24 protein-coding genes are annotated in these 21,421 nt (G+C 36.6%); 11 read left to right on the top strand and 13 right to left on the bottom strand.

Features of this window, described 5'->3' with window-relative positions; translation table 11 throughout:
• The first annotated feature begins 12 nt into the window (after positions 1-12).
• From waaC to rfaQ, 4 genes are read left to right on the top strand one after another with little or no spacing between them, the layout of a single operon-like run.
• Positions 13-1,011 (top strand): lipopolysaccharide heptosyltransferase I, encoded by a 999-nt coding sequence (gene waaC / locus CDOM16190_RS06020; protein WP_170019328.1) that lies wholly within the window; start codon positions 13-15, stop codon positions 1,009-1,011.
• A complete protein-coding gene (locus tag CDOM16190_RS06015) occupies positions 1,004-1,900 on the top strand; it encodes a lipid A biosynthesis lauroyl acyltransferase (protein ID WP_170019327.1) in 897 nt (298 codons plus the stop codon). Before waaC ends, CDOM16190_RS06015 begins: the two co-directional genes overlap by 8 nt.
• Complete coding sequence (locus CDOM16190_RS06010; RefSeq protein WP_170019326.1) at positions 1,897-2,592, top strand: glycosyltransferase family 2 protein; 696 nt, start codon at positions 1,897-1,899, stop codon at positions 2,590-2,592. The genes CDOM16190_RS06015 and CDOM16190_RS06010 overlap by 4 nt, the downstream gene beginning before the upstream one ends.
• The gene (rfaQ, locus tag CDOM16190_RS06005) at positions 2,589-3,668 is read left to right on the top strand and encodes a putative lipopolysaccharide heptosyltransferase III (RefSeq protein WP_170019325.1); all 1,080 of its coding nucleotides are present in this window, start codon (positions 2,589-2,591) and stop codon (positions 3,666-3,668) included. The genes CDOM16190_RS06010 and rfaQ overlap by 4 nt, the downstream gene beginning before the upstream one ends.
• Here rfaQ and CDOM16190_RS06000 read toward each other — a convergent pair.
• Genes CDOM16190_RS06000 through CDOM16190_RS05970 form a run of 7 tightly spaced genes read right to left on the bottom strand, consistent with a single transcriptional unit; the run spans position 3,665 to position 10,279 of the window.
• A complete protein-coding gene (locus CDOM16190_RS06000) occupies positions 3,665-4,435 on the bottom strand; it encodes a polysaccharide deacetylase family protein (RefSeq protein ID WP_170019324.1) in 771 nt (256 codons plus the stop codon). The two genes, rfaQ and CDOM16190_RS06000, sit on opposite strands and share 4 nt — an antisense overlap.
• Positions 4,432-5,496 carry a glycosyltransferase family protein gene (locus CDOM16190_RS05995; RefSeq protein ID WP_170019323.1) on the bottom strand — a complete coding sequence of 355 codons (1,065 nt, stop codon included), beginning with the start codon at positions 5,494-5,496 and terminating at the stop codon, positions 4,432-4,434. Before CDOM16190_RS05995 ends, CDOM16190_RS06000 begins: the two co-directional genes overlap by 4 nt.
• Before the next feature lie 21 nt (positions 5,497-5,517).
• A complete protein-coding gene (locus CDOM16190_RS10850) occupies positions 5,518-5,988 on the bottom strand; it encodes an acyltransferase (protein ID WP_170019322.1) in 471 nt (156 codons plus the stop codon).
• Positions 5,978-7,060 (bottom strand): glycosyltransferase family 9 protein, encoded by a 1,083-nt coding sequence (locus CDOM16190_RS05985; RefSeq protein WP_170019321.1) that lies wholly within the window; start codon positions 7,058-7,060, stop codon positions 5,978-5,980. The genes CDOM16190_RS10850 and CDOM16190_RS05985 overlap by 11 nt, the downstream gene beginning before the upstream one ends.
• Positions 7,047-8,090, bottom strand: coding sequence for a glycosyltransferase family 4 protein (locus tag CDOM16190_RS05980; protein WP_170019320.1), 1,044 nt, complete (start codon positions 8,088-8,090; stop codon positions 7,047-7,049). The genes CDOM16190_RS05985 and CDOM16190_RS05980 overlap by 14 nt, the downstream gene beginning before the upstream one ends.
• Positions 8,068-9,378: an O-antigen ligase family protein gene (locus CDOM16190_RS05975; protein WP_170019319.1), complete on the bottom strand. Its 1,311-nt coding sequence runs from the start codon at positions 9,376-9,378 to the stop codon at positions 8,068-8,070. The genes CDOM16190_RS05980 and CDOM16190_RS05975 overlap by 23 nt, the downstream gene beginning before the upstream one ends.
• The gene (locus CDOM16190_RS05970) at positions 9,353-10,279 is read right to left on the bottom strand and encodes a glycosyltransferase family 9 protein (RefSeq protein WP_170019318.1); all 927 of its coding nucleotides are present in this window, start codon (positions 10,277-10,279) and stop codon (positions 9,353-9,355) included. Before CDOM16190_RS05970 ends, CDOM16190_RS05975 begins: the two co-directional genes overlap by 26 nt.
• Before the next feature lie 51 nt (positions 10,280-10,330).
• Here CDOM16190_RS05970 and CDOM16190_RS05965 point away from each other — a divergent pair, with 51 nt between their 5' ends.
• Positions 10,331-11,362: a glycosyltransferase family 4 protein gene (locus tag CDOM16190_RS05965; protein ID WP_170019317.1), complete on the top strand. Its 1,032-nt coding sequence runs from the start codon at positions 10,331-10,333 to the stop codon at positions 11,360-11,362.
• Positions 11,346-12,305, top strand: coding sequence for a lipopolysaccharide heptosyltransferase II (waaF, locus tag CDOM16190_RS05960; RefSeq protein WP_170019316.1), 960 nt, complete (start codon positions 11,346-11,348; stop codon positions 12,303-12,305). The genes CDOM16190_RS05965 and waaF overlap by 17 nt, the downstream gene beginning before the upstream one ends.
• Positions 12,306-12,335: 30 nt before the next feature.
• Here the strand turns inward: waaF and gmhA are convergent, their stop codons facing one another.
• From gmhA to CDOM16190_RS05940, 4 genes are read right to left on the bottom strand one after another with little or no spacing between them, the layout of a single operon-like run.
• A complete protein-coding gene (gene gmhA, locus CDOM16190_RS05955) occupies positions 12,336-12,902 on the bottom strand; it encodes a D-sedoheptulose 7-phosphate isomerase (RefSeq protein WP_170019315.1) in 567 nt (188 codons plus the stop codon).
• Positions 12,889-14,295, bottom strand: coding sequence for a D-glycero-beta-D-manno-heptose-7-phosphate kinase (gene rfaE1, locus CDOM16190_RS05950; protein WP_170019314.1), 1,407 nt, complete (start codon positions 14,293-14,295; stop codon positions 12,889-12,891). The genes gmhA and rfaE1 overlap by 14 nt, the downstream gene beginning before the upstream one ends.
• Complete coding sequence (gene rfaD / locus CDOM16190_RS05945; RefSeq protein WP_170019313.1) at positions 14,288-15,277, bottom strand: ADP-glyceromanno-heptose 6-epimerase; 990 nt, start codon at positions 15,275-15,277, stop codon at positions 14,288-14,290. The genes rfaE1 and rfaD overlap by 8 nt, the downstream gene beginning before the upstream one ends.
• Entirely contained in the window at positions 15,274-15,789 is a 516-nt protein-coding gene (locus CDOM16190_RS05940; protein ID WP_170019312.1) for a D-glycero-alpha-D-manno-heptose-1,7-bisphosphate 7-phosphatase, read from the bottom strand. Before CDOM16190_RS05940 ends, rfaD begins: the two co-directional genes overlap by 4 nt.
• A 120-nt stretch (positions 15,790-15,909) precedes the next feature.
• Here CDOM16190_RS05940 and CDOM16190_RS05935 point away from each other — a divergent pair, with 120 nt between their 5' ends.
• From CDOM16190_RS05935 to CDOM16190_RS05925, 3 genes are all read left to right on the top strand, one after another.
• Positions 15,910-16,215 carry a c-type cytochrome gene (locus CDOM16190_RS05935; RefSeq protein WP_169972928.1) on the top strand — a complete coding sequence of 102 codons (306 nt, stop codon included), beginning with the start codon at positions 15,910-15,912 and terminating at the stop codon, positions 16,213-16,215.
• A gap of 88 nt (positions 16,216-16,303) precedes the next feature.
• The gene (locus CDOM16190_RS05930; protein ID WP_170019311.1) at positions 16,304-16,606 is read left to right on the top strand and encodes a c-type cytochrome; all 303 of its coding nucleotides are present in this window, start codon (positions 16,304-16,306) and stop codon (positions 16,604-16,606) included.
• Between the two features lie 140 nt (positions 16,607-16,746).
• Complete coding sequence (locus CDOM16190_RS05925) at positions 16,747-17,049, top strand: c-type cytochrome (protein ID WP_170019310.1); 303 nt, start codon at positions 16,747-16,749, stop codon at positions 17,047-17,049.
• 30 nt (positions 17,050-17,079) lie between these two features.
• Here CDOM16190_RS05925 and ccoS read toward each other — a convergent pair whose 3' ends face one another.
• Positions 17,080-17,301 carry a cbb3-type cytochrome oxidase assembly protein CcoS gene (ccoS, locus tag CDOM16190_RS05920; RefSeq protein ID WP_170019309.1) on the bottom strand — a complete coding sequence of 74 codons (222 nt, stop codon included), beginning with the start codon at positions 17,299-17,301 and terminating at the stop codon, positions 17,080-17,082.
• A gap of 12 nt (positions 17,302-17,313) precedes the next feature.
• On the bottom strand, positions 17,314-19,698 hold the full coding sequence (locus tag CDOM16190_RS05915) for a heavy metal translocating P-type ATPase (RefSeq protein ID WP_170019308.1): 2,385 nt from the start codon (positions 19,696-19,698) through the stop codon (positions 17,314-17,316).
• A 152-nt stretch (positions 19,699-19,850) separates the two neighbouring features.
• On the opposite strand from CDOM16190_RS05915, the gene CDOM16190_RS05910 reads away from it, so the two are divergent.
• Both CDOM16190_RS05910 and CDOM16190_RS05905 read left to right on the top strand, forming a co-directional pair.
• The gene (locus tag CDOM16190_RS05910; protein ID WP_170019307.1) at positions 19,851-20,228 is read left to right on the top strand and encodes a RidA family protein; all 378 of its coding nucleotides are present in this window, start codon (positions 19,851-19,853) and stop codon (positions 20,226-20,228) included.
• Between the two features lie 31 nt (positions 20,229-20,259).
• A complete protein-coding gene (locus CDOM16190_RS05905) occupies positions 20,260-21,345 on the top strand; it encodes a threonine synthase (RefSeq protein ID WP_170019306.1) in 1,086 nt (361 codons plus the stop codon).
• The last annotated feature ends 76 nt before the right edge of the window (positions 21,346-21,421 follow it).

Here is a 21,421-nt window from a genome sequence, read left to right as displayed (position 1 = left end):
TTAAGCGAAAAAATGAGCCAAGATTTAAAGAGCCAAAGCCTTAAAATAGCCATCATAAAACTTTCTGCGCTAGGTGATATAGTACATGCTAGCATAGTGCTCGAGTTTATCAAAAAAAATCTCGAATCAGCCGGCATAAACTATGATATTTCATGGATAGTGGATGAAAAATTTGCCGAGATATTAGAAGGTCATGAGCTAATTTCAAATCTTATAAAAATTCCGCTAAAAGATAAAAAATTTCTAAGAACCTATAAAATTTTAAAAGATGCAGGGAAATTTCATATAACCATAGACCTGCAAGGACTTATCAAATCGGCGATAGTTGCTAAAATTTTAGATACGAAAATAATTTACGGATTTGATAAAAATAGCGTCAAAGAAAGCCTCGCAAGCACATTTTATACTCACAAATTCTCATGCGACTACAACGAAAACATTATAATTAGAAATTTAAGCCTAACGGCTTTTGCGTTAGGATTTAAATTTGAAAGAGATGAAATTTTAAACAAAAAACCATGCCTTATGGCTTATGAAAAAGCAGAAAAAAATGAGCCTAAACGAATACTTATAGCGCCTTTTGCAAGCGAAGAGAGTAAGTGCTATGATAAATTTAAAAGAGTTATCAAAATGCTTTCAAACTATAAAGTTCACGTATGCTTTGGTAATAAAAAAGAGTTTGACAAGCTAGAAGAGATCGTCAAATACACAAGTGCCGATGTTCTTGAAAAAATGTCCTTAAAAGAGCTTGTTAAATTTATAAATAGCTGCGATCTCGTCATAGGAAACGATAGCGGGATAACTCATATCGCTTGGGCTCAAAATATCCCATCTATAACGCTATTTGGCAACCGCCCTAGCCAGCGCAATGCCTACATCACAAATAAAAACATAGTAATAGATGCGTGCAAAAAAATAGATGCCAGAAAGATAGATAAAAATGACTTTTGCATCCGTGAAATAAAGCCTGAAATCATAGCCGAAGCAGCCGAGAGAATACTAAATGCGTGATATTTTTTATCTTTTGATCTATTGGTTTTTTAAATTTTTGCTCTTTATACTACCGGATTTTTTACTAAGCCTTTTTTTAAATTTGATCGCAAATTTGTTTTACAAATTCGATAAAAAGCACAATAAAACTATCATGGCAAATCTAGATTTCGCCTACGAAAACGAGCTTACAAATGAACAAAAAAAGCAGATAGCAAAAAATGTCTATAAAAACTATGCAAAATTCGCAATAAATTTCATAAAAAATCAAAACAGCACAAAAGAAAAGATATTAAAAAAAGTCCGTTTTAGAAATCTTGAAATTTTTACAAACGCTTTAAATTCAGGTCGCGCTATCATAGTACAAACCGCTCATTACGGCGAATGGGAGTTATTTAGCCTAGCTATGGCGGCAAAATTTGGACCGGTAAGCATAGTAGGAAGAGCGCTTGATAGTAGTGTGATGCAAAAAATTCTAAAGGCTAACAGAACTCAGTTTGATATAGAGCTCATAGATAAATCAGGCGGTGCGAAGCAGATTTTAAAGGCTATAAAAGAAAGAAGACTGCTTGGAATTTTAGTCGATCAAAATACTGCTAAAAGCGACGGGATAGAGGTTAATTTTTTTGGCAAAAGAGTGCTTCATACCCCATCGGTTAGCATTTTTGCACAAAAGAGCGATGCCATAATAGTTCCGGCATTTATAAAAATAAGCGATGAAGATAGCAAGATAAATGAAATTTGCTTTTTTGAACCAATTGATATTAGAAATTTTAGCAAAGACGAAGCGATTTTGAAGGCTACTCAAGCCCAAGCAGATGCTACCGAAAAATTTATTAGGCAAAAGCCAGATGAGTACTTTTGGTTTCATAAGAGATTTAAGCACTTCAATGAAGAAATTTACAGATGATTAGTGTAGTAATCTTGACATTAAATAGCGAAAAATACCTCTTAGAAGTGCTTGAGAGCGTAAGATTTGCGGACGAAGTTATAGTCCTAGATAGCGGTTCGACAGATAAAACGGAAGATATTTGCAAAGACTTTGAAAACGTAAAATTTTACTATCAAAAATGGCTTGGATTTGGCAAGCAAAAGCAAGCTGGAGTAAATTTGGCTACAAACGATTGGGTGTTTGTTCTTGATAGTGATGAAGTTATTTTAGAGCCTTTAAAAGAGGAAATTTTAGAAATTTTAAAAAAGCCTAAATTTGATGCTTATAAGGTAGCTAGGCTAAATTTCTTCTTTGGCAAAGAGATACGAAGTATGGGGCTATATCCTGATTTTACGGTAAGGCTTTTTAATAAATATAAAGCCCGTTTTGACGAGCGAGAGATACATGAAAAGGTCGTTACGGACGGTAAAATCGGAGAGCTAAAAAATCACTTTAAGCACTACGCATATGAGAGTATCGAGCAATTTATCGCCAAGCAAAATCGCTACTCCAGTCTAGGGGCTAAAAAAAACAAGCTCAAGGCGGTATTTAATCCCGCATGGACTTTTTTTAAACTCTTTGTTTTAAAAGGCGGATTTTTGGACGGCTGGCGCGGATTTGTCGTAGCTAAGCTATATTCACAGTATACATTTTGGAAGTACATAAAATGAAAAAAAAGAAAAAATTTAAAATTTTAGTTATGAAATTTAGAAATATAGGCGATGTCTTGCTAACGACTCCGCTTATTGCCAACCTCAAGCATCACTTCCCTGAAGCGCAGATAGATTTTGCTCTAAATAAGGGTTGTGAGGCGATGATAGAGGCAAATCCAAACATAGACAACATCTATATTTACGATAGAGAGATAGTTAAAAACGAGGGATTTTTCAAAAAACTTTGGCTAGAGCTTAAATTTATACACTCCATTAAGAAACAAAAATACGATATAGCGGTGCAAACGACCACCGGAGATCGCGGGATAATAATAGCTAAATACGCAAAAGCTAAAAAAATCATAGGATTTGAGGGTAAAAACAAGACTATCAATAAATTTATCACCCTTAAAGTGCCAAAAACCGCTTCAAAACATACGGTAGAGCGAAATTTGGATGTGCTTAAGGCGCTTAATTTAGAGCCTGTAAGCAAAAGGGTTGAGATATTTTTCGATGAAAATTTATCAGACAATCTAAGCTTGCCAGAAATTTTCGTACATTTTCACCTGACCAGTCGCTGGATGTTTAAATGTGTAAAAGATGAGATAATGGCTGAACTTATTGATTTTTGCGAAAATGAGCTGGGGATCAAAGTGGCTCTAACCGCCGATAAAAACGAAGCCGAGATGAAAAAAATAGCTTCAGTTTTAGCTCTTTGTAAAGCAACTCCTCTAAATTTCGCAGGAAAATTAAGCCTAAAAGAGGTTGCCGCACTTAGTAAAAAATCGGCTCTTTTTGTAGGAGTAGATACGGCTATAATGCATATTGCCGCAGCAAACGATACTCCTGTTATAGCATTTTTTGGTCCAAGCGGAGCCTTTGAATGGGGGCCTTGGGACAATGAGTTGATGCACTCAAGCTATCATGAGCGAAACGGAGTGCAAAGAATGGGAAAACACACGGTTTTTCAGCAAAACCTAGAGTGCGTGCCATGCGGTAAAGACGGTTGCGATGGAAGCAAGATAAGCGAGTGCTTGATGGATTTTGATTTAGAAGCCGTAAAAGAGGAGATAAAAAAGAAGCTAAAAATTTAGTCTTTAAATTTTGAGTAAATTTGATATACAGACTCGTTGCTGTAAATAAACAGGCTCTTTTTTAGCCACCAAGCTCCTTTTTTGGCTGCGATTCTTCTTGTCTCTTCAAGCTTTTTATCGGCCAAATTTACTCCGCGTTTAGTAGTATAAAATATCTCGTATCCAAGCTCTTTAGCTTCCTTTAGCCTAGTTTCATCATATTCTCCTCTGGGCCAACACAGGTGTTTATCATCAAATCCCAAGCGTTTTTTTATGATGTTTTTACAAATTTGCAAATCCTCTTTAAATGGCAGACTGCTAAAATAATCATCATTATGCGCATTCGTATGAGAGTGAAAGCTAAATATATCGCTCATTTTCTCTATCTCATCCCAGTTTAAAAATAGTCCGCCAGGATTTTCGGGAGCCATTTTCTTAGCCTCCTTGTGAGTAAGAGGTGTAAAATCTGCTCTATTTAATGCATTTTGCTCGCTAGCCTTCTCTATCCAAGATGTTACAAGAAATATTGTAGCCTTTAATCCAAATTCTTTTAAAATAGGATAGGCATAATAAAAATTATCTCTCCAGCCATCATCAAAGGTTATAAATACGCTCTTTTTTGGCAATTTTAGCTCGCCTTTTTTATAGGCTAAAAATTCGCTAGGAGTAAGAGCTTTGTATCCGTTTTTAGCCAAAAAGCTCATCTGCTCTTTAAATTCATTCACACTACTTGCTATAAATCCACTATCTTTCAGGACATGATGATACATTAAAACAACTACGCTCACTTCAAAAACTCCCTAATTTTATCCGCGATACTCTCGTAATTTCGCTTTTTAATTAAAATTTCAAGCCCATTTTCAGCCATTTTACTAAGTTCATCTCTTGATGTAGCACAAATTTTTTCAACCATACCGGCTATATTATTACCTATAAAAAACATAGTTTTATCGTCAAAAAGCTCCCTGCATTCGCCTACAGCAGAGCTAAAGCAAACAAGACCACAGCTATAATAGTCCATAACCTTAGTCGGAGAGCATAGGTCGTAAAGCCTATTTATGGGCACATAAAAACAGCCCACATCAAATTCTCTCATAATACCAAAGATCTCATCCTTACTTACCGCATGATGCAAAGCTATCCTACTATCATCAGGCAAAATTGCCTTGGCGTACTCATAATCTTTGGTGTAAATTTCAAGCTTAAATTCGCTCTTAGCCTTGCAAAATTCATTAAAAAAATCATCCATCTGCCTATTGATGTCAATCGCGCCTATATATATAAATTTTTTTACCCCGCTCTTTTGTAATGGCTTAGTTATATCCTTTGTGTTGATGCCCAAAGGAAGTGCTAGAACAGGAGTTTTTATATCATCAAAAAACTCTTTTTTCATTAAATTTGAAATAGGAAAAAATCCGTCACATTGGTTTATCAAATTTTTATATAAAATCAAATTTATCCTATATTTTACAAACTTAAACAATAAATTTTTGCCGCGAATTTTAGCCTCATGATAACTTCTATAAAAGTGCGGGAAGCTAAGCTGAAAATAGAGTTTAAAATCATATTTCTTTTTTAGTTTTACCGCATTTTTTAAAACATCTAAAAAATTTCTAACGATTATAAAATCTACGTTTTTAAGATCTAAAAAATGCTGATTTATAAGTTCTAGCGCCCTGCTTCTATCTTTTTTAAGTATGAAAATTTGATTTTCTTTGATTGTAAAACTATCGGTAAAATATACGCAGTAAATTTTAAAATATCGTTTTAAAAATCCGTTTATAACATTTTCTATAAAGCTATGATTAAATTTTTCATCCTTATCGCTAATAAAAAGTAGAGTTTTCATCTGATCTTGCCGTATAAATTTTTAATCATATTTTATATTTAGTTTCTTTACGACTTTATCGCCGATATAAAGCGCATCTGACTCCACATCCTTTGACACCAACGATCTTGCTCCTATCACGCTATTTTCACCTATTGTAACTCCCATTAAAACAAGGCAATCACTAGCGATCCAAGCATTTTTTTTGATAATAACCGGCGCTTTAACGTGAATTCTTGGAAATTTCTTATAATCAAGCTGAGTAGAGTAAATCTTGGCAAAACTGGAAAGAGTTACAAAATCCTCCAATATTACCTTATCTCTACAATTTATAAAAACTCCCTCGTTTATTTTGACATTATTACCAATGATTAAATTTTTAGGATCGCCTAAAACCTTAAACCAGCCAAAAGCTTTTGATTTTTTACCTATACTAGCACCTAATATTTTAAGTTTTAAAAATTGAAGTTGATAAAAAAACATAGATATTTTTTCATAATATTTATATAGCACCCATAATCTCCTTGAGGCTTTCATAAACCTCCTGTGCGGTTATTCTCTCCATCAAATAACCGTAGTCCTTATGCTTTGAATATGTATTGTCTACATCAAACTCCACTTTCAAAAACCTATGCAGATGAGTATCAAAATCTGGCATAAGACAACGAGGATCGGTAACTCCAAAAAGAGCTACAAAAGGCGTTTTTAATGCTGCGGCAACGTGAAGAGGACCTGTATCTGTAGTAATTAGAGCATCAAGCCTGCCTATAAGAGCAGCCGCCTCGCTTATACTAAATTTACCTGCTAAATTCATTACTCTATCGCTATTTAAAAGCATTTCGAGTTCTTTTGTCATATCCCTTTCTTTAGGACTTCCTGTTAAAACTATACGTATATTCTCATGTTTTAAAAGTAGTCCTGCTAGCTCTTGCCAGCGATTAATAAGCCATAGTTTAGATTTTACACTGGCTCCCATTTGAAAACCTACTATTTTTTCGCCTTTTTTACGATTTAAAACTCTATCCACGTTCTCAAAACTAATATCTTGTAAAAATAACTCCATACGTGTATCAAAGCTATTGATACCTACAAATTTAAGCTGTTCTAGCCTATTTAGCACCACATATCTAGGTTCTCCGTAAGGAGTCGGCGGATTGGAGTGAAATTTATTAAAATCGTTTTTAAGATTAGGAAGTTTAAAAATATATTTTGCACCGCTTAAAACTGCAAGCGGAGTCGCTTGAGGTTCGTTTGAATGAAGCAAAAACGCTATATCTATCTGCTTTGTTTTTAAAATTTTTGCAACAGATAAGAAATTTTTCCATCGTCCATTAAATAGTACAATCTCGTCCAAAAATGGATTATTTTTAAATAGATCTGCATTAGATGGATTTAGAATGGCTATTACTTTCACATTTGGGAAATTTTGTTTAAAAACTCTAAAAACAGGAGTATTAAAAAGAGTATCGCCAATAGCTGTATTGCTAAAGAAACATACCGTTTTAAATGGCTCATCTACTAAAACACTCTTTTTTATACCTTTTTCGCTAAGTATAAATTTAATAATTCTCTCATAAATTTTCATATAATTTTTCAGTATCCTTTACCATCTTTTCTATAGAGAAATTTTGCTCCACATACTCTCTTGCGTTTTTGCCAAGCCTAACTCTTAGATTCTTATCCTCTATCAAGCTCTTCAATGCCTCTTTTAGACTCTCTTTGTCTTCGCTTTTAAATATAAGACCGGTATTTTTATCGCTTATCGCCTCTATTATACCGCCTGCATCACTTCCTATACAAGGCACCGCGCAACTACTAGCCTCCAATATAGCGGTTCCTAAGGCCTCCATCTTAGAGGGTAATACAAATATATCAAAACTAGGCAAAATTTCGCTCACGTCCGCTCTATTTCCCAGCATAAAAATATTTTGCTTATCTTTTGTTATAGCCTTTAAATTCTCCTCTCCAGGCCCGTCTCCTACGATAACTAAAGCCGAGTTTTTTAAATTTAATTCACTAAAAGCCTCTATTAAGAGTTTGTGATTTTTCGCCCCTCTTAATACTGCAACTATGCCTACCACGACACAGTCTGAGGGCAAATTTAGCTCTTTTTTTATATCTTTTTTTAAACTTGGATTATACTTATTTGTATCAACTCCGGTATAGATTATATCTATTAGGCTCTCTTTGACGCCCTTTCTTATAAGGCTATCCTTGGTTGCCTTAGATACAGCCACAACTTTCGTGCTGATATTATAACTAAATGGCGAGCCTATGGGTGTTTGAAGGTGTCTGGTGCGAACTACTTTTTTCCCGGTTAATTTACCCACTATTGCACCGATATTTCCGTCTTTTCCTGAGTGAGTAGAGATAATATCTATATAATTTTTTTTCACAAAACGGCAAATTTTAAAAATTTCAAAAATATTGTATATCTTTTTTAGATTAAACTTTACAAACTCGCAATCTATCTCTTTTTCAAAACTCTTTGAACCCTCATTCAGTCCGTAAAATACTTTAAATTTTTTCTTGTTAAGTCCATTGATAACACGCTGTGTGCGGTGCTCTTGTCCACCAAAACCAAGAGAGCTTTCAAGCTCTAAGATATTTATCATCTACAACACCTTTACGATATGTTATTGCGCAAATCATACCAAAAAGTAGATAGAAAAATTTAGCTTCACTATCTCCAAAAAAACTTCCGAAACAAAGACTTGCGACAAATCCAACTCCTCCAAAAAAGGAGAAAAATCCAAATATTTTAAATCTACTTTCATCACTTCTTAGCAACACAATAGACATTTTAAAATAGTAAAACCAAAGAGCCAAGAATAACAAAAGCCCAAATATACCGAGTGAAAAAAAGACACCTATAAACTCATTATGCACCTGAGAATATACTACAAAGGGTCTATTTTGCTCATCCATAAGCTTAGTTATACTTTTGCCATATAGAGATCTTCCATATCCTGTCGGAATAAATGGCTCATCCATCCTATATAAAAGAGCCGATTTCCACATAGATAACCTTGTAGCAATAGAATAATCAAGTCCATGTTCCTTATAATCTCTCATTTTAGCCGGAGTCTCATTTAAAAGGCTCATATATTCATTTACATGGGTTAAATTATATCTACTTGAAAGATTATCTGAAAATTTATAAAAACTTACCGTAGATATTGCCAAAATTATAAAAAATAAGGCTCTTGTCACTCTTTTTTTAGGCATAACGGTAAATAAAAGCATGAAGATTAAAATCACGCCTACATAGGTAGCTCTAGTTTGATTAGCTACTATATTTATGAGTGCTAAAAAAAGGGCTAAAATCGCAAATTTTTTATCAGAAAAATACCAAAGAGATAGAGCGAAGGCAAGAAAAAATGTGGCCCAAATCCCAAATCTCTCTCCCGCTCCTCCTCCTTGCTCAAGCGCACCGTCCAATAACCCTCCCATTCTCGTATTAACACTAAATTCAAATCCGAAATGATGCCATATGTATATATTAATAAGCATATGAACGGCGATTGAGATATATATCAAACGCATATAAACTTCAAGCAAAGGCTCTGGTAAAGATTTAAAATATAAAAAAACAAACAGCATGATGATTATATTTTTAAGAAGTTCAGAGTTGGCCTCCTTAAAACTTTGTGCAGTATCCACCGAGTATAAGAGTGAAAAATAAGAGAGTATTAGTAAGCCAATAAATATAAATAAGATATTTTTTATAGCTAAAATATCTTTAAAAACAAAGTTTTTGCAATCGCTAAGCAAAACAAGAAGTACAAAGAGTCCCAAAGAGATCGACTGAGCTGCGGTTACATGGCTGATAGGCAGAACAAAAATGTATATGCCAAAGAGTAAAACCTTGCTATAATCAACTAAATTTCGATATTTGCTCATAAATATCTTCAAGTTTTACATTTTCAGCCAAGCTACTCTCGTCTTGCAAAACATACACCTCATCGCCCCATGGCTTCCAGCGAGCTAGGTTTGTCTTGCCAAATATAACAAAAGTTTTCAGCCCAAGAGCCGGACCTAAATGCGCCACTCCACCATCTAATGTGAGTAAAAATTTGGCTTTGCAAAGGTAGTTTGCAAGCTCATCCATACTTGAAGTTTGCAGATAATCAACTCCAGATAACCTAGAAGCTCTCTCGCCAAATTCAACATCTTCACTACTTAATACCACATCGGCAAATTTTTCTTTTAAAAATTTAGCAATTTGTTCTATCTTGCTGATACTTAACTGATTTTCACTAATCCTACTAGAGATATGAAAAAATACAAAATCTTTAAATTTATCACTTACATTTTTTGGTAAAAACAATGTCTTTTCGCTATTGTAATAGACTCCAAGAGGCGCTAAACAGTCAAAGCAGAGCATAACCTCATGCGGAATATGACCAAATTTGATCTTATCGGTTATAAATTTTTTAGGATATTTATAATCTACCCCAATCACTCTTTTAGCCCTTGCTGCTCTAGCAAAAATTGAGGCAGACGGTGAATACGAGCTTCTAAATATCACTACCGCATCATAATTTTGGCGGTAAATTTGAAATAAAATCTTGCATTTTCCAAGAAATGCCCAAATTTTATCCTTCCATCTCTTTTTATGCTTTGGCTTTGTATAAATATAAATTTTATTCAAAAATGGATTCTTGATTACAACGCATGAATTTAGGCTATTTACAACTATATCGATTTTAGCATCCTCAAATTTATGCCTTAATGCCTCAATAGCCGGAGTAGTACAAATTAAATCGCCGATATTATCATTTCTGATTAGTAAAATTTTCATAATGGCGCAATTATAACCAATCTTTTATTAATTTTTTTATAGAATGTTTTTATGAGAAAAATAACATTTTTAAGAATGAATCCAAAGGCGATAGGAGGAGCGGAAATTTATCTATCACGCCTTATAGGCGCACTTGAGGAAAACGGTATAAAATGCGAAATAAAAAGCCTTAAAGCACCGAATTTTCTTAGCTCATGGATAAAAGCTCTTATTTATAACTTTCAGGTTTGCGTAAGCAAAAATGATGATTTTTACTTCTCGCTTGAAAGAGTAAAATGTGCAGACATCTACCGCGCCGGAGACGGGGTGCACAAAGTCTATATGCAAGAGAAAAAAAGTGGGTTTAATCCGCTAAATTTAGTATACTGTTACCTTGAGCGACACTGTTTTGAAAACTCAAAAAAAATCATTGCAAATTCAAATTTTATCAAAAAACAGATCATTGAAACTTACGGAATAAGTGATAAAAAAATTGAAGTTATATATAACGGTGTTAAAATTCAAGATGATTTTAATAAGCTTGAAGCCAAAAATGCGCTTAACATAGAGTTTGGCATAAGAGCCGATGTGCCACTTATTTTGTTTGTAGGAAGCGGCTTTGAAAGAAAAGGAGTTAGAGAGCTTCTGCATTTGCTATCAAAGCTAAAGGGTAAATTTCATGCTTTAATCATCGGAAAAGATAAAAAAATCCATACTTATCAAGAGCTCGCAAAATCCTTAAATTTAGAGCATAAAGTGCAGTTTTTAGGAGCCAGAAACGACACTTGGAAATTTTACAAAGCAAGTGATATTTTTATATTTCCAACAAGATATGAACCATTTTCAAATGTCGTTTTAGAAGCGCTTAGCTTTAAAAACGCAGTTATCACTACCGCTCAAAACGGAGCTAGCGAAATCATTCCAAAAGAGTTTGTGATGAGCCATTCAAGCGATGAATCTATCTTAAATATGATCGAAAAACTACTTAGCTACTCTAAATTTTTATCATCAATACAGGCATCAAACTTCGAGCTTGCCAAAAATTTTAGCATAGAAAAAAATGCCGCAAAAACACTGGAGATAATAAATGCGTATCTTCATTGAGCTTCCAACTTGGCTTGGTGATGCGGTTATGGCAACGCCTGCGATTGAGAGCATAGTACTAAATTTTCCAAAGGCCAAATTTACATTTTTTGGCTCTTTTGCGGCAATAGAACTCATAAAAAACCATCCAAATTGCGAGCAAGTACTGATTGATGACAGCAAAAAGGATAAAAGTCGCTTTCTAAATATCTTTAAAACCGCAAAAAATCTAGGCAAATTTGATATTGCAATTAGCTTTAGAAGCAGCTTTACAAGCAGATTTTTAATGTTTTTTATAAGTGCAAAGAAAAAATTTAAGTTTAAAAAGACAAAAAGCAGAACTCACCAGGTAAAAAAATATCAAAACTTCATACAGCAATCCCTAAATTTAGATACCGCCTACGATGAATTAAAATTAGATTTCAAGCCTTTTAAATTTGATAAAAAAAGCATGGGACTAAATCCCGGAGCAAGCTATGGAAGTGCCAAAAGATGGTATCCGGAGTACTTTGCAGAGGTTGCCAAGGAGTTTAGCAGTGAGTTTAAAATAGTGATTTTTGGCTCAAAAAGCGAAACTGAGATTTGCAATAAGATTGAGGCAATTTTAACACAAGAAAATATAGAGTGTGAAAATTTAGCCGGAAAAACCGACATAAAAGAGCTTTGCGAAAAAATCGGCGGAATAGATATTTTCATCACAAACGATAGCGGCCCTATGCATATAGCGGCTGCTTACAAAGTGCCTACTATAGCAATTTTTGGACCAACTAAATTCAAAGAGACCAGCCCCTGGCATAACGACAAAGCACATATCTTACATCTAACCCTAAAGTGTGCACCCTGCATGAAGCGAATATGTCCTATTGGCACACACGAGTGCATGAAAGAGCTAAAACCGCAAATGGTTATAGAGGCTATAAGGAAAAATTTTAAAGAAATTTTAGACAAGAGAGCGTCTATATAGTAAAAAATAATCAGGCGCTCTTTTAAAACCCTAAAAAGCATCGTCAATAGCTTGACAGATAGTATGACCCACCAAAATATGCATCTCTTGAATTCTAGGCGTATCGCTTGAAGGCATAACTAAATTTAGATCACATATTTCATTCATCGCGCCACCGTCTTTGCCACTAAGCCCGAGCGTTTTAATTCCCATATCACGAGCCATTTTAAGCGCTCTTATGACATTTGGGCTATTCCCGCTGGTCGATATAGCTATAAGCAGATCTCCGCTTCGTCCGATAGCTTCAAGTTGGCGTGAGAAAACAAACTCATATCTGTAGTCGTTTCCTATCGCTGTTAAAGCCGAAGTATCGGTAGTTAGCGCTATACCTGCTAACGCACCGCGCTCTTTTTTATATCTTCCGCTAAGTTCGGCTGCTATGTGTTGCGAGTCAGCAGCGCTTCCTCCGTTTCCGCAGAGCATTATTTTGCCGCCGTTTTTAAGCGTGTCAACAGCCATTTCGCACGCTTTTTTTATCTCGTCCTGAAGTTCAAAAATAGCTTCTGCCGTCTTTTTGTGAGCTTCAAGTTCATTTTTTATCATCTCATTTATCTGCATTTTGTATCCTATTTATCAAATTTGTAGTGCTTCTGCCCTCCACAAACTCAACCAACCTTACGTCGCTTACGACTTCACTTCCAACGACTTCTTTACCTGCGTAATCAGCACCTTTTACTAAGATATCAGGCTTTAAAGCCTTTATCAGATCAAGCGGAGTTAGCTCATCAAAAATCACTACATAATCAACCGAGCCAAGCGCTGCAAGCACCGATGCTCTATCAAATTCGCTATTTACCGGACGACTTTGTCCTTTTAGCTCTCGAACCGATCTATCCGAATTTAGTCCCAGAACCAAAATATCACCAAATTCCCTAGCCTTAGCAAGATACTTCACATGCCCCGCATGCAAAATATCAAAGCAGCCATTTGTAAAAACAAGCTTTTTTTCGCCTCTATTTTTAAGCAGCTCACACAGCTCATCTACTTTTTTTATCTTACTTTCAAAGCTAAGCGATCCGCGACTTCTGATAAGCTCATTTATCTCTTCAAAACTTGCCGTAGCCGAGCCTACCTTCGCCACCACGACCGCAGCGGCTAAATTTGCAGTTTGTATAGCTTTATCAATGCTTTCTTTAAGCCCAAGCATATATCCAAGCGTTGCTAAAACGGTATCTCCTGCACCGGTTACGTCAAAAACCTCTTTTGCCAATGCCGGAAATTTAAGAGCTTTATCATCCTGCAAAAGCGCGATCCCCTCTTCTGAGATGGTTATAAGCGAGTGAGTCAAATTTAGCTCGTTTTTTAGCTTTTTTAACGCATTTTCAAGCTCTGCATCACTATTTATACTAAAGCCCACCGCTTCGCTAGCCTCTTTTTTATTTGGCGTTAGAAGCGTTGCGCCTGCGTATTTTGAGTAGTCTTTGCCTTTTGGATCGATTAGCACGGGTTTATTCTTTAAATTTGCTTCATTTATGAGCTTTGCGCAAACCTTTGGAGTTAGCACTCCCTTGCCGTAATCAGAAAGCAAAACCACGTCATAGCTATCTAGCGCCGCACCAAATTCTCTTATCAGCTCATCTTCACAAGCGATATTTTCGATGCTCTCTTTATCTATCCTAACTACTTGCTGATGGGTTGCCATAACACGGCTTTTTATCGAGCTTGTTCGCCCATCTTCAAATTTTATAAACTCTGGCTTTGCTCCAAAATCCTTGATGATCTTAGCTATCTCTTTGCCTACTTCATCATTGCCCACAGCGCTTATCACGCCCACTTTAGCACCCAAAGAGAGCAAATTTAGCACTACGTTTCCTGCTCCACCAAGCCTTTTGGTCTCATTTTTGATTTTTACAACCTGCACGGGGGCTTCAGGAGAAATTCTGTCGCAACTACCCCAGATATAGTGATCAAGCATCAGATCACCAACGACTAAAGCACGAACTTCACACATTTAGCTCTTCCTTAAAGATCCTTTTTATCTCAGGGATGTAGTCTTTTATCCCCTCTTCCAAGCTCCACTGCGGCTCATATTTAAGAGCGGCTTTGGTAGGCTCTATGTCAGCTTCCGTATGAAACTGATATGAGCCGGTATAAGGATTTTTGATGTATTCATTGCCTAAATTTGTGCCAAGCTCTCGCTGCAAAATATCTGCTATATCCTGAAAGCTTCTTGCTTTGCCTGTGGCTGCGTTATAAACACCGCTTGGAGCATTGATAGCTAGCAAATTTGCATTTATGATATCTTTTATATAGACAAAATCCCTTTTTATCTTATCGCTTCCTTCAAACAACTTTGGAGTATTTCCGCTTAAAATTTGAAGCCCAAACTGAAGCACCATAGAGGCGGTTTTATTCTTAAAAAACTCACCTTTACCATACACGTTAAAATACCTAAGTCCTACGACATTAACGCCCATTTTTGCGTATTTTTGCCCCAGATGATCCATCTTTAGCTTGCTAAAACCATAAACATTATTTGGAGACTCGCATTCACCGACTTTCTGAGGGCTTTTAGCATTTCCGTAAGTTGCACCAGAGCTTGCATATATCATCTTAGCCCCTGTTTTAAGGCAAATTTCAAGCAAGCCTTTAAAGCTATTTAAATTTGTGCGCATTAACTCATCTTGCTCTCTAACTGTAGTGTCAGAAATCGCCGCTTCATGATAGATGATATCTGGCTTAAACTGCTCTATCATGCTAAGCGTCTTAGCGCAATTTATATCGCCTTCATAAACTTCACCCTTAAAACCGAGCAAATTTTTAAAGTGTCCAAAGCTCTTTAAATTTCCATTGCTAAATTTCTCATCGCTTCTAAATTTATCAACCACAAGCACTTCGCAACTTGGGCAGTTCTCATCAAAATAATGCGCCAGTGCCGAGCCGATAAAGCCCGCTCCACCTGTTATAACTATCTTTTTATTTTCTATCTTCATATCAAATTTTCCTTTTTCAGCTTTTCAAAAACATCAGCCACACTTTTAAAATTTACGCCGTCAAGCTTGAAATTTGCTCCGACTCCCGCGCTTTTTCCGGCCTTGATATCGCTATCTTTATCGCCTATCATTATTGATTTTGCCAGATCTATCTTAAATTCGTTTGCCGCGTCAATTATCATCTTTGGCTTTGGCTTTCTGCACTCACAATCCTCTTCTGGAGCGTGCGGACAAAAGCAAATTTTAGCTATCTCAATGCCGTTTTTTGCAAACTCGCCAAGCATAAATTCACTAAGCTCATTAAACTGCTCAAGTGTATAATAACCTCTTCCGATTCCTGATTGATTAGTAACGATAATAACGATAAATCCGCTATCTACAAAGCCTTTAACCGCTTTAAAAATCTCATCCTTAAAGATAAAATTTTTAACCTCATAAACATAGCCGAAATCCTCGTTTATAACGCCATCTCTATCCAAAAACAGCGCCTTTTTATAACCAAAACTACTCATAGGCGAATTATACTTAAAATTGCTAAAATTTAAGAAGCGCAACAAATATTTATAAAATATATCCAAACATTAATCTTTTTATATTATAATGCGCCCCGTTATTTTACTAAAGGGGATAAAATGAAAAAACTACTTATCGTTTCAGGTGCTGCGGCACTTCTTGCTTCAAGCCTTTTTGCGGCTGATGGAGCTACGCTTTACAAAAAATGTGTTGCCTGTCACGGCCCAAAAGCTGAGAAATCTTTCTTAAACAAGGTTCCGGTTCTTACAACTCTTTCAAAAGAGGAGATGGTAGAGGCTCTTAAGGCTTACAAAGCCGGCACGTTAAACAAATTTAAATCAGCCGCCATGATGAAACCGATCGTAGCTCCACTAAGCGAAGCTGATATGGAAGCTGTCTCTGAGTATATTACTACTTTAAAATAAACATCTGGGCGGTCTTCCGCCCTATTTTATCAAAAAGCACTTATACTTTATTTTTGAAACTGTATTTTAGATTAAATCAAGAGTATTAATGAAAAGTCTATATATTTTTATAACTATTTGCATTTTACACTCATCTTTATATGCCATAGATGGTAAAGAAATTTATAAAAAATGCATGGGTTGTCACGGGCAAAAAGCCGATTTAAAATATCATCCCAAGGCATCTGCGATTGTAAATATTCCAAAAGAGAGACGTTTAAAGGCACTTGAAGGCTACAAAGATGGTACAATCAATAGATACGGAATGGGTAGCTCGATGAAAGATCAAGTCGTAAATCTGAGTATAGAGGAGCTGATGGCTGTAAACGAATTTATAGATACTCTAAAATAGTCTCTTAACTCCCGTCTTGTAGTCCTATATCATTTACTAATCAAGAACAAAATAATAAGTAATATTTTAGTTTCTTTTTATAATTTATTTTAAGTAAATTTAGAATATAATAACAAATAATTTTTATTAAAGGAAAAAAAATGAAAAAGATTATCTTTTTTGTAACCACCCTTGTTTTAGGCTCATCTTTATATGCGACTGACGGTGCCGAAATATATAAAAAATGCAACGCCTGTCATGGTCAATATGCCGAAAAAAAGTATGCAAATAAAGTTCCGCCTCTTGTTTCAGTATCTAAAGAAGATCGCTTAAAAGCACTTGAAGGTTATAAAACAGGTACAGCAAACTTATACGGTATGGGTGCGGTAATGAAGACTCAGATGATAAAATTAAGCATGGATGATATAAAAGCAGTTAATGATTTTATCGAAACTTTAAAATAATCTTATTTTTAAGTTTAACTTGGCAATTTATCAATCGGGCGGTCTATAACTTTTTTTGGCCGCCTCTTTTTGCTTTAACTCCATTTTATAAGCGTCATTTAGCGACTCTTCATCATCATATTTCGTTCCGTCTAAAAATTTGCGATAGTCCTCAAACTGCTTCGTTTTAAGCCCCCAAAGCAGAGCAAATAGCCCAAAAGCTCCGAGCAGTGTTGAAATTCCGATCATCAAAGCTATTATACTTATATCCATTTTATTCCTATTTCACTTCAAATTTTGCCTGATTCTCATTGAGTTTAACACGACTACAAGCGAGCTTAATGACATCGAGATAGCAGCTACGACAGGCACCACGTATCCTGCCATCGCAAGCGGGATGGTTAGCGCGTTATAGACAAGCGAAAAGGTTAAATTTTGCTTTATCACTCTAAAAGTGCGCTTTGATAGGATTATAGCCTCTTTGATAAGCCTTAAATCATCACTCATCAGCACCACATCGCTTCGCTGCAAGCTCACATCAGCCCCGCTTCCAAGACAGAGTGCCACATTTGCGTGACTTAGGGCAAGAGCGTCGTTTATACCGTCTCCTACCATCACGACTTTTTTGCCGTTTTTAGTAAAATTTTCTATAAAATTTGCCTTATCGGTCGGCAGGCAGTTGACTTTAAACTCCTCTATGCCAAGCTCGCTTGCTACTTTTTTAGCCACAAATTCATTATCTCCCGTTAGCATTACGATCTCAAATTTAGCCCGCTTTAGCGCCTCTATACACTCGCTTGCGCCGGCTCTTATCTTATCGCTTAGCTCAAATTTTGCAGCCGGCTTGCCGTTAATAGAAAAATAATAATTTGTACTTTTACTAACATCATCTAAATTTATGCCAAGTTCTTGCATAAATCTCCCGCTTCCGCCAAAAATTTCGCTTGTATTAAATTTCGCTCTAGTTCCCTTTGCTTCGATACTTGCGACATCTTGCAAATCATAAATTTTAAGCCCTTCAAAATTAGTTTCCAGATACTCGCAAACTCCTTTGCTAACGGGATGAGCGGAGCTTTTTGCAAGCGAGTAGAGCAAATTTATATCATACTCCATAAAGCTTTCAAATTTATCCACACAAAGCTTGCCCGTAGTAAGCGTGCCCGTCTTATCAAATACGATCACATCGCACTTTGCAAGGCTTTCAAGCACCTTTGCCTCTTTAAATATCAAGCCTTTTTTAAATCCAACCCCAAGCCCCACAAGCGTGCTAACGGGCGTTGCAAGACCAAGCGCACACGGACAAGCTATGACGATAACCGAAATTCCCACGATCAAAGCCGCTTCAAAAGAGCCTGCATGCCACAACCAAAAGCAAAACGTAAGCAGGCTTAAAAGCATAATGGCACTTGAAAATTTGCTTGAAATTTCATTCGCAAGCTTTTCTATGTGCGGTTTTTTCGTAGTTGCCTTTTCAAGCAGATGTATGATCTTGCTAAGCGTTGAGTCGCTAAATTTCGAACTCGCAGCGCACTCCACAAACCCGTCAAGGCATATCGTGCCGCTGCTTAGCGACTCTCCTTGCTCCTTAAAAACCGCCACACTCTCGCCCGTAAGACTTGAGTAGTCAAAGCTACCCGCTCCGCTTGCGATAACGCCGTCAATTAGCACTCGCTCGCCGGCTCTTATCATGATCACATCGCCGATCTTAACATCATTTACATCTTTAAGCTCGGTTTTATCGCCTATTTTCACGCTTACTTTGCTTGCAACCATCGAATTTAGGCTATCAAGCGTATCGCTAGCTCTTTTTTTGCTTAATACTTCTAAATATTTACCGATAAAAACAAAGGTGATTATCATCGCAACCGAGTCAAAATAGACCTCGCCATGCCTTGAAAACATTGCATATATCGAAAATATATAAGCCGCAAGTGCGCCTGAGATGATAAGCAAGTCCATATTTTGCGTTTTGTTTTTTATCGCAGCAAGCGCGCCTTTAAAAAAATCGCTTCCCGTATAAAATAGCACAGGCGTCGCTAGAACAAACTCGGCAAAGCTCAAAATAGCCTTTACATCATCTCTAATGCCAGTAAAATAGCCTCCATATTTGGCCACACTTAGCCACATGATATTCATCGTGGCAAAAATTCCAACCAAAAGCTTAGCGTAAAACTCGCGCCTTTTATTGCTTATGCACTCCTCCCCGCGGCTTGGATCATAAGCGTAAGCGTCATAGCCGATAGATCTTATGAGCCTTAAAATTTGAGCCAAATTTATCTCGCTTTCATCCCAAACTATGGTGGCTTTATTATTTAAAGCGTTTATGTTTACTTCTAAAATTCCGTTTGTGTTAAATAAAACTTTCTCATTTAGCCAGATACAAGCTGCGCAGTGAATGCCGTCTATCACGAGTGAAATTTTGCTAAACCCATTCTCTTTTTTTACATAATTTTGATAAGCCGATTCTAAATTTTCATCTTTTTGAGCGCTAGACTTAACTGGACTTAAGACATTTTTACCAAGACGATCGTAAAACTCACTCAGTCCGCTGGAAGAAAGAATTTCAAATACGCTTTTACAGCCGTTACAACAAAATTTATTGCCGCCAGACTCGATCATAACGCTATCTTCAAAGCTTTGATGGCAATGTGCGCACTTGGTTTTACTCATGATTTACATTTTTCTTTCAAATTTAAATTCCTAAATTATACAGCTAATGTTTTGATTTTAAGGTTAAATCAAATTTGCATATTAAGCCAAATTTTACATGGAATTTATAAAAAAGGTTGTAAATTTTGATAATTTTCATCAAAGGAGCGAATTTGAAAAAGATAGAGACTCAAAGTTCAAAAAATAGAAAAGCTCACTACACTCCCGCTATCGAGCATAACGGCATACTTTACGTCTCAGGACAGCTTAGTATCGACATGGCAAGCATGCAGCTTCCAAAAGGCGGCGCTAGAGAGCATGCTAGGCAGGCGCTTGCAAATTTACAAGCAGTTTTAACCGAAGCCGGAGCTAAAAAAGAAAACGTGATAATGTGCAGAGTTTATACGCCCGATATAGCGTTTTGGGACGATATAGACGATGAGTATGCGAAGTTTTTTGGCGAGCATAAACCTGCGCGCGTAGTCGTGCCTACCTCGGCACTTCATTTTGGCTGCTTGGTTGAGATAGAAGCTCAAGTGGCGATGATTTAGGCTTAAAATATCAAATTTACAAGGAATAAAAATGGCAAATTTTAGATGTACTAGTTGCGGTAGCGAAGCTCCTCTTGAAAATTTAAACTTTGAGTGCAAGTGCGGTGGGCTTTATGAGCTTAAATTTACTCCGCCTAAATTCTCGCTTGATCTTGTGGATAAGAGCGAATTTAGCCTATTTCGCTACCGCAAATTTATGCCGCTTCAAAATGAAATTTGGAAGCAGATCACGCTTGGCGAGGGCATGACGGCATGCGTTAAATTTGATGATAAGCTTTACTTTAAGCTTGATTATGCGATGCCTACGCTTTCGTTTAAAGATCGCGGTGCGGCACTTCTTATCTGGTTTTGTAAGAGTATAGGAGTTAAAAAAGTCCTTCAAGACAGTAGCGGAAATGCCGGGAATTCGGTTGCTGCCTATTGCGCTAGAGCAGGGATTGAGTGTGAAATTTACGTCCCTAAAGGCACGTCTGAAAAAAAGATAAACATGATAAAAGCTTTTGGCGCTACGGCAACGGTGTTTGACGGCACTAGAGATGAAACGGCCGATGCGTGCCGCAAAAAAGCTCGAGATGAAGGCATTTATTACGCAAATCACGTCTATAATCCGATCTTTTATCAAGGCACTAAAACTTACGTATATGAAATTTACGAGCAGCTCGGACGTGTGCCTGATAACTTCTTCTTGCCTGTTGGCAACGGCACGCTGCTAATCGGCTGTGAGCTTGCACTTACGGAGCTTTTTGAAGCGGGACTTATAAAAAAGCTGCCTAAAATTTTTATCGTACAAAGCGAAAATTGCGCTCCGTTTTTCGGCGCTAAAGATAAGCCGCTTGATATCGTCGTAAAGCCGACCGAAGCTGAAGGCATAGCTATAGGAAAGCCGATGAGAGGGTGTGAAATTTTAACAAGCAAATACGCAGGCGAGCGCGAAGTGATAACGATACCCGAAAATGCGATTTTGCCTGCAAGAGAGCATCTGGCGAAAAGCGGATTTTACGTGGAGCATACTACGGCTGCGATATATGCTGCGTATGAAGAGTATGCAAAAACTCACGAGTTCGCAGGAGACAGCATCATCTCACTTTGCGGAGCGGGGCTTAAAAGCGAGCATTAAATTTAAAAATTTCGCTTACAAAGTCTTATCCAAAAATAAAATTGAGCGAAATTTTAAGTGCAAATATGATAGTATT

Origin of the sequence: Campylobacter sp. RM16190 (assembly GCF_012978835.1) — a bacterium.
Lineage (GTDB): Bacteria > Campylobacterota > Campylobacteria > Campylobacterales > Campylobacteraceae > Campylobacter_A.
This window is presented reverse-complemented; position numbering and strand designations above follow the sequence as displayed.

Bases quoted from the DNA above. Each gene is read 5' to 3' on its own strand.
- CDOM16190_RS05930 (WP_170019311.1), top strand. From the start codon at position 16,304: ATGAAAAGTCTATATATTTTTATAACTATTTGCATTTTACACTCATCT.
- rfaE1 (WP_170019314.1), bottom strand. From the start codon at position 14,295: ATGTGTGAAGTTCGTGCTTTAGTCGTTGGTGATCTGATGCTTGATCAC.
- CDOM16190_RS05925 (WP_170019310.1), top strand. From the start codon at position 16,747: ATGAAAAAGATTATCTTTTTTGTAACCACCCTTGTTTTAGGCTCATCT.
- CDOM16190_RS05980 (WP_170019320.1), bottom strand. From the start codon at position 8,090: ATGATAAATATCTTAGAGCTTGAAAGCTCTCTTGGTTTTGGTGGACAA.
- ccoS (WP_170019309.1), bottom strand. From the start codon at position 17,301: ATGGATATAAGTATAATAGCTTTGATGATCGGAATTTCAACACTGCTC.
- CDOM16190_RS05975 (WP_170019319.1), bottom strand. From the start codon at position 9,378: ATGAGCAAATATCGAAATTTAGTTGATTATAGCAAGGTTTTACTCTTT.
- CDOM16190_RS06010 (WP_170019326.1), top strand. From the start codon at position 1,897: ATGATTAGTGTAGTAATCTTGACATTAAATAGCGAAAAATACCTCTTA.
- waaC (WP_170019328.1), top strand. From the start codon at position 13: ATGAGCCAAGATTTAAAGAGCCAAAGCCTTAAAATAGCCATCATAAAA.
- waaF (WP_170019316.1), top strand. From the start codon at position 11,346: ATGCGTATCTTCATTGAGCTTCCAACTTGGCTTGGTGATGCGGTTATG.
- CDOM16190_RS05940 (WP_170019312.1), bottom strand. From the start codon at position 15,789: ATGAGTAGTTTTGGTTATAAAAAGGCGCTGTTTTTGGATAGAGATGGC.
- CDOM16190_RS05970 (WP_170019318.1), bottom strand. From the start codon at position 10,279: ATGAAAATTTTACTAATCAGAAATGATAATATCGGCGATTTAATTTGT.
- gmhA (WP_170019315.1), bottom strand. From the start codon at position 12,902: ATGCAGATAAATGAGATGATAAAAAATGAACTTGAAGCTCACAAAAAG.
- CDOM16190_RS05985 (WP_170019321.1), bottom strand. From the start codon at position 7,060: ATGAAAATTTATGAGAGAATTATTAAATTTATACTTAGCGAAAAAGGT.
- CDOM16190_RS05905 (WP_170019306.1), top strand. From the start codon at position 20,260: ATGGCAAATTTTAGATGTACTAGTTGCGGTAGCGAAGCTCCTCTTGAA.
- rfaQ (WP_170019325.1), top strand. From the start codon at position 2,589: ATGAAAAAAAAGAAAAAATTTAAAATTTTAGTTATGAAATTTAGAAAT.
- CDOM16190_RS05965 (WP_170019317.1), top strand. From the start codon at position 10,331: ATGAGAAAAATAACATTTTTAAGAATGAATCCAAAGGCGATAGGAGGA.
- CDOM16190_RS05995 (WP_170019323.1), bottom strand. From the start codon at position 5,496: ATGAAAACTCTACTTTTTATTAGCGATAAGGATGAAAAATTTAATCAT.
- CDOM16190_RS06015 (WP_170019327.1), top strand. From the start codon at position 1,004: ATGCGTGATATTTTTTATCTTTTGATCTATTGGTTTTTTAAATTTTTG.
- rfaD (WP_170019313.1), bottom strand. From the start codon at position 15,277: ATGAAGATAGAAAATAAAAAGATAGTTATAACAGGTGGAGCGGGCTTT.
- CDOM16190_RS05935 (WP_169972928.1), top strand. From the start codon at position 15,910: ATGAAAAAACTACTTATCGTTTCAGGTGCTGCGGCACTTCTTGCTTCA.
- CDOM16190_RS05915 (WP_170019308.1), bottom strand. From the start codon at position 19,698: ATGAGTAAAACCAAGTGCGCACATTGCCATCAAAGCTTTGAAGATAGC.